Origin of the sequence: Pseudomonas sp. SJZ074, assembly GCF_007828215.1 — a bacterium.
In the GTDB taxonomy this organism is placed as follows: domain Bacteria; phylum Pseudomonadota; class Gammaproteobacteria; order Pseudomonadales; family Pseudomonadaceae; genus Aquipseudomonas.
In genome coordinates this window covers 119767-126661 of record NZ_VIUE01000016.1, presented here as the reverse complement: position 1 = coordinate 126661, position 6895 = coordinate 119767, and the positions used below count along the sequence as shown (strand labels likewise).

General features: G+C 62.3%; 7 protein-coding genes. 5 read left to right on the top strand and 2 right to left on the bottom strand.

The genetic code is table 11. The annotated features are described in order from the left end of the window. The coding region (locus FBX99_RS17495; protein ID WP_145132322.1) for a carbon starvation CstA family protein at nt 1-1796 on the bottom strand (1796 nt) is incomplete at its 3' end. Nucleotides 1797-2119: 323 nt separating this feature from the next. On the opposite strand from FBX99_RS17495, the gene FBX99_RS17490 reads away from it, so the two are divergent. The 5 genes from FBX99_RS17490 (at nt 2120) to FBX99_RS17470 (ending at nt 6168) form a co-directional block, all read left to right on the top strand. Then, nucleotides 2120-3481 (top strand): cache domain-containing protein, encoded by a 1362-nt coding sequence (locus tag FBX99_RS17490; protein WP_145132320.1) that lies wholly within the window; start codon nt 2120-2122, stop codon nt 3479-3481. A gap of 31 nt (nt 3482-3512) precedes the next feature. Beyond that, nucleotides 3513-4145, top strand: a complete 633-nt coding sequence (locus tag FBX99_RS17485) for a response regulator transcription factor (protein WP_144931147.1) — start codon at nt 3513-3515, stop codon at nt 4143-4145. Between the two features lie 46 nt (nt 4146-4191). Continuing rightward, complete coding sequence (locus tag FBX99_RS17480) at nt 4192-4842, top strand: TetR family transcriptional regulator (protein WP_144931145.1); 651 nt, start codon at nt 4192-4194, stop codon at nt 4840-4842. Between the two features lie 85 nt (nt 4843-4927). Further along, on the top strand, nt 4928-5719 hold the full coding sequence (locus tag FBX99_RS17475; RefSeq protein WP_144931143.1) for a transporter substrate-binding domain-containing protein: 792 nt from the start codon (nt 4928-4930) through the stop codon (nt 5717-5719). Between the two features lie 194 nt (nt 5720-5913). Next, nucleotides 5914-6168 (top strand): phage infection protein, encoded by a 255-nt coding sequence (locus tag FBX99_RS17470; RefSeq protein ID WP_144931141.1) that lies wholly within the window; start codon nt 5914-5916, stop codon nt 6166-6168. Nucleotides 6169-6306: 138 nt separating this feature from the next. Here FBX99_RS17470 and FBX99_RS17465 read toward each other — a convergent pair whose 3' ends face one another. Then, nucleotides 6307-6747, bottom strand: a complete 441-nt coding sequence (locus FBX99_RS17465; protein WP_144931139.1) for a carboxymuconolactone decarboxylase family protein — start codon at nt 6745-6747, stop codon at nt 6307-6309. Nucleotides 6748-6895: the final 148 nt, after the last annotated feature.

Sequence of the window (6895 nt, the reverse complement as noted above, 5' to 3'; positions counted from 1 at the left end):
TCGAACAGCTTGATCAGGCCCGCCGTGGTGGTGCAGATCAGCAGCCAGGCCGCCGGTAGCAGCGTGACCCAGATGTAGCGCTGGCGCTTCATCTTGATCAGCACCACGGTGCCGAGCATCAGGGCGATACCGGCCAGCATCTGGTTGGAGATGCCGAACAGCGGCCACAAGGTGTTGATGCCGCCCAGCGGATCGATCACGCCCTGGTACAGCAGATAACCCCACAGTGCCACGCAACCGGCGGTGGCGATCAGGTTGGCGGTCCAGGATTCGGTGCGCTTGAGCGATGGCACGAACGAGCCCAGCAGGTCCTGCAGCATGAACCGCCCGGCACGGGTGCCGGCGTCCACCGCGGTGAGGATGAACAGCGCTTCGAACAGGATCGCGAAGTGGTACCAGAATGCCATGGTGTTCTCACCCGGCAGCACCGAGTGCAGGATCTGCGCAATACCGACCGCCAGGGTCGGCGCACCGCCGGCACGGGCCAGGACGGTGGTTTCGCCGATGTCCCGAGCCACCGCCTGCAGCGCGTCCGGGGTAATGGCAAAGCCCCAGCCGCTGATGGTCTGGGCCACGGCCACGACGTCACCGCCGACCACCGCCGCCGGGCTGTTCATGGCGAAGTACACGCCCGGCTCGATCACCGACGCGGCGACCATGGCCATGATCGCCACGAAGGACTCCATCAGCATGCCGCCGTAGCCGATGTAGCGGGCGTTGGTTTCGTTGTCCAGCAGCTTGGGCGTGGTGCCCGAGGAGATCAGCGCATGGAAGCCCGAGACCGCGCCGCAGGCGATGGTGATGAACAGGAACGGGAACAGCCCGCCCTTCCACACCGGGCCCAGGCCGTTGGTGAACTGGGTCAGCGCCGGCATTTTCAGCTCGGGCATGGTGATCAGGATGCCGATCGCCAGGGCGACGATGGTGCCGATCTTGAGGAAGGTCGACAGGTAGTCCCGCGGGGCCAGGATCAGCCACACCGGCAGCACCGCCGCGACGAAGCCGTAGCCGATCAGCATCCAGGTGATCTGGATCCCGGTGAAGGTGAAGGCCTTGGCCCAGACCGGGTCGGCGGCGACCTGCCCGCCCAGCCAGATCGACCCCAGCAGCAACAGCACGCCGATGAGCGAGATTTCACCGATGCGGCCCGGGCGGATGTAGCGCATGTAGACGCCCATGAACATCGCGATCGGGATGGTCGCCATCACGGTGAAGATCCCCCACGGGCTTTCGGCCAGGGCCTTGACCACGATCAGCGCCAGCACCGCGAGGATGATGATCATGATCAGGAAGCAGCCGAACAGCGCGATGGTGCCGGGGATGCGGCCCATTTCCTCGCGGACCATGTCGCCCAGGGAACGACCGTTGCGGCGGGTGGAGAGGAACAGGATCATGAAGTCCTGCACGGCCCCGGCCAGCACCACGCCGGCGATCAGCCAGAGCGTGCCGGGCAGGTAGCCCATCTGTGCCGCCAGCACCGGCCCGACCAGCGGCCCCGCGCCGGCAATGGCGGCGAAGTGGTGACCGAAGAGGATGTGCTTGTTGGTCGGGACGAAGTCCAGGCCATCGTTATTGAGCACGGCAGGGGTGGCCCGGCGCGCATCGAGTTGCATCACATTGTTGGCGATAAAGAGGCTGTAGTAGCGGTAGGCGACCAGGTAGATCGCGACGGCTGCGACGACGATCCAGAGGGCGTTGATGGGTTCGCCGCGGCGCAAAGCCACGACACTCAACGCACAGGCTCCCAGAACAGCCACGGCAAACCAGGCGAGGTGTTTAACCAGACGGGTTGTCATTGCGTGTCTCCTGCCGAGGTCCAGTGGACTGCGGCGATTGTTTTTATAGTGTGCCCCGGCTATTCGGAGCGGGCCCAATATCCCTGTCCGACGTCAATAAATAAATCCGTAGTACTACGTAGACGCACTGCTCTCCGTGGGAGCGGGCTTGCTCGCGAATGCGGTGTGTCAGTGGCATGCTCTCTACCTGACACACCGCATTCGCGAGCAAGCCCGCTCCCACAAGTCCTGGACTTCGCATCAGCAGGATTTGAGCGAGCATGTGTTTGGCATATGATGCCGACCATCCACCTCCCCCCCGTCAGGCCCTGGCAGGAGTACAGATGCTGCTCAAACACAAAATCGTCGCCCTCGGGATCCTGCCCCTGGTCCTGGCGATTGCCGTCATCTGCGCGCTGGTGATCTCGCTCAACCGCCAGTTGGGCGATCAACAGGCGCAACTGATCGAAGACAGCATCCTCGCCAGCAAGCGCGCCGAGCTGAAGAACTATGTCGAGATGGCGCAGAGCCTGATTGCTCCGCTGTACAACGGCGGCCTTGGCGACGAACGCGCACAGCAACAGGTGCTCGAAGAGCTGCGCAAGCTCAGCTTCGGCATCAACGGCTATTTCTTCGTCTATGACCGTCAGGGCCGCAGCCTGATGCACGCGCGCCAGTCGGAACTGGTGGGCAAATACCTCTGGGACATGAAAGACCCCCACGGCCTGTCTGTCATCCAGGCATTGATCAAGAGCGCCGAGTCCGGCGAAGGTTTCCAGCGCTATGCCTGGAACAAGCCCTCCTCCGGCCAGGTGACCGAAAAGCTGGCCTACGTGGTGATGCTGGATCGATGGGGCTGGATGCTCGGCACCGGGATCTACCTGGAAGATGTCGAGCGCGCCACCCAACAGGCGCGCGACGAAGTCGCCCATGGCATCCACACCACCATGCAGGCCATTGCCGCCATCGCACTGGTGGCGGTCCTGCTGGTCTTCGCCGGCGGCATGACCCTCAACGTGAGCGAGCATCGCCTGGCCGACAAAAAGCTGCAGCGGCTGAACCAGCGTATTGTCAGCTTGCAGGAGGAGGAACGCTCGCGGGTGTCCCGCGAACTCCACGATGGCATCAGCCAGTTGCTGGTGTCGATCAAGTTCCAGTTCGAGCTGGCCAGTCATGTGCTCGAAAACGGTCAGGGAAACGGCCTGGGCATCCTCAAGAACGCAACGGATCGACTGGGGGAAGCCATCGGTGAAATCCGCAGCATCTCCCACGACTTGCGCTCTTCCCTGCTCGACACCCTGGGCCTGCCCGCCGCCATCGGCCAGCTCGCGGCGGAATTCGAACAACGCAGCGGGCTCGAGGTGTCCTACCGATGCAATGAGTTCGATTGCCGGCTGGAGAATGGCGCCCCGGTCTCGTTGTTCCGCATCGCCCAGGAAGCCCTGACCAATATCGAACGCCACGCCGGGGCGAAACGTGTCGCGATCACCTTGTTTGGCTCGGCTCAATCCTTGCGCCTGACGGTGGTGGATGACGGAATGGGCTTCAACGTCCCGCAGGTCGAACGTGGCCATGCCGGCATCGGCCTGCGGAACATCCGCGAACGGGTCGAACATTTCGGCGGGCGACTGGAGTTGACGTCGACACCGGGGCGAAGTGAACTGGACGTCTTGTTGCCCATGGACCTGTCGGCCACGGAAAGCTGATGCGCCCTCCTTACACCAAGAGCACTTGCCGATGAACCTGCCCCCTGCGATCCGCGTCGCGCTGGTTGACGATCACTCCCTGGTCCGCGATGGCATCCGCGCCTTGCTGTCCGTCATGCCCCAACTGGACGTGGTGGGCGAAGCCGAGAACGGCGCGCAGGCAATCGAGATGGTCGGGCGCTGCCAGCCGGACCTGCTGCTGATGGACATCGGCCTCAAGGACATGAACGGGCTTGAATTGACCCGCCTGCTGGGCAAACAGTACCCCGGCCTCAAGATCCTGATCCTGAGCATGTACGACAATCATGAGTACGTGAGCGAGTCGGTGCGCTCCGGAGCCAGCGGCTACGTTCTCAAAAATGCACCTTCACGGGAGATCATCGCCGCCATCGAGGCCATAATCGGCGGCGGCACCTTCTACAGCGCTGAGATCGCCCAGCGGCTCGCCACTGCCCCCGACACCGATGACGATCTGACACCCCGTGAGCGCCAGGTGCTGCTCAAAATGGTCCAGGGGCTCAACAACAAGGAGATGGCCCGCGAGCTGGACATCAGCGTGCGCACCGTCGAGACCCACCGCCTGAGCATCCGCCGCAAGCTCAACATCGACAAACCCGCGGCCCTGGCGAAGTACGCGATCGACCATGGGATCATTGCCCGATAGGGGTCTGTGAGGTTAAATCGCATTCCCCTCCGAGGTTGATGCCTCCATGTCTGAACGCCCAAGCCCGCAGATTTCCTCGCGCAAACAGCCCAAGCAGGTGCGTTCCACCGAGCTCGTCGCAGCCATTCTGGAGGCCGCTGTCCAGGTTCTGGCGAGCCAGGGCGCCTCGCGCTTCACCATGGCCCGCGTGGCCGAGCGAGCCGGTGTCAGCGTCGGATCGATATATCAGTACTTCCCGAACAAGGCGGCTATCCTGTTCCGCCTGCAAAGTGATGAGTGGCGGCAAACCAGCGACATGCTGCGCGGGATTCTTGACGATCAGGTGAGGCCGCCTTTCGAGCGGCTGCATAGCCTTGTCAGGGCCTTTGTCCAGTCCGAATGCGACGAGGCCCAGATGCGTGGCGCGCTCGATGACGCCGCCCCGCTCTACCGCGATGCCCCCGAGGCCCGGGCGGCACGGGTGGCGGTCCAGCAGTCGGTCGACACCTTCATGCTGGAGGTGCTGCCGGCCGCCTCTGCACAAACCCGAAGCCTGGCGGGCGACCTGATCATCACGACCCTAAGCAAGGTGGGAAAGCAATTTTCGATCACACCGCGCTCGCCTGGAGAAATTGAGATTTATGCCGGCGCCATGGCCGATATGTTCTGCGCCTACCTCGAAAGCCTCCAGCAACGACCCGAAGCGACCGCGCCTTGAGTAGCCGACGTGCCCGTGACAGTTCGCAAATACTTTTACTACACTGCCCCGTCCTGTCCCCTTCCCTTGCGAGACGTGTGCCCCGATGAAAAATATAACAAACACAATGACCTTATGTGGCCTGCTGGCACTGTCCTGCGGCGCCCAGGCCGAACCGGCGCCTTCGCACCTTGACCAGGTCCTGCAGCGTGGTGAGTTGAAGGTTTGCACCACCGGCGACTACAAGCCCTACACCTACAAAAACGAAGGTGGCGAATACGAAGGCATCGACACCGATATGGCGCGCTCCCTGGCCGCAAGCCTGGGCGTCAAGGTCCAGTGGGTACAGACCACCTGGAAGACCCTGATGCCGGATATGACCGAGGGCAAATGCGACATTGGCATGGGTGGGATCTCGGTGACCCTCGAACGCCAGAAGAAAGCCTACTTCAGCAACACCCTGGACGTGGATGGCAAGATCCCACTGGTCCGTTGCGAAGACCAGTCGCGCTACCAGACCCTGGAGCAGATCAACCAGCCTTCGGTACGCCTGGTGGAGCCAGCTGGCGGCACCAACGAAGCCTTCGTCCGCGCCTTCGTGCCCAAGGGCCAGCTGAGCTTTCACGACAACGTGACCATCTTCCAGGAACTGCTGGACAAGAAAGCCGACGTGATGATCACCGACGCCTCGGAAGCGCTCTACCAGCAGAAACTCAAGCCTGGCCTGTGCGCCGTCAACCCGACCCACTACCTGCAATACGGCGAGAAGGCATACTTGCTGCCTCGGGACGACACCACCTGGAAAATGTACGTTGACCAGTGGTTGCACCTGAGCAAGGCGAACGGCAGCTACCAGAAAATCATCGGGCAATGGCTGGCGGTTCCCGAGGCCCAGTGACGCACTGCAGGCCGACGATGACGGCATGGAAGTTTGTATCGGTCTGTATATGAACGGCAGTTTGATACGAAACTGCCGTTTTCGAGGTTTTCAGGCACACACCAGTGATACACCCGGGCGTTTAACTGTGCACACCGGATAGCAGCGACACACCCGTTGCACGGTCCACTCAATCAAACGCAAGGAGAATCACCATGTTCAATGTCCCAAAAGCCTCGTCCCTGGCAATCGTACTGGCACTGGTTGGCGGCTTCGGCCTGTCGAATATCGCTTCGGCAACAGACAGCGGTGCGCCGGTGCATCAGTTGGCCGAAGGTGGGTCTGATCGCCTGATCCAGAATCGCGTAGCCGAAGGTGGCTCCGACCGCCTGATGGAAAATCGTGTAGCTGAAGGCGGGGCCGATCGTTTGCAGGAGCTGCGTGAGCGCAACGCTGCGGCCGTCGCCTAGATCGTGCCGAACCTGGCTTGACCTCTCCGGGGCCCCGCCGTGCGCTGCGGCCCCGACATTACCCTGCATTCACCGCCATCCCTGTGGGAGCGAGCCTGCTCGCGAAGCGGCCGACCAGGCACCACTCAACTTACAGATTCAATCACCGGGACGCTGGCGAAAACTCACCGCCAACCGGTTCCAACTGTTGATGGTGCTGATCGCCATCGTCAGGTCCACCAGTTCCTCCTCGCTGAAGCAGGCACGGGCCTGGGCATAGACTTCGTCCGGCACCTGGCTCTGGGCCACCAGCGTCACCGCCTCGGTCCAAGCCAGGGCAGCACGCTCGCGGTCAGTAAAGAAGCCGCTGTCACGCCAGACGGCCACCGCATACAGGCGCCGCTCGGTCTCGCCCAGGCGTCGTGCATCCACCGAGTGCATGTCCGTGCAGAAGGCACAGCCATTGAGTTGCGAGGCGCGGATCTTGATCAGGTGCAGCAGCGCCGGTTCGATACTCAAGCGGCTGGTCAGCGCTTCCAGGCCAATCATCGCTTTCATCGCCCCGGGGGACGCACTGTAGTAATCCAGACGCTGGCTCATGTCGGGCTCCATGACAGGGATACTTGCACGGTAAAACCTGAAGGCCGTCGGCGACAGGTCCAATTGCTCGAAAAAACCAGGACCACTGTGCGCCTGGCCAATCTGCCGGATTTTCTCTACTCAACTTCTATCCAAATGCACAATGCAG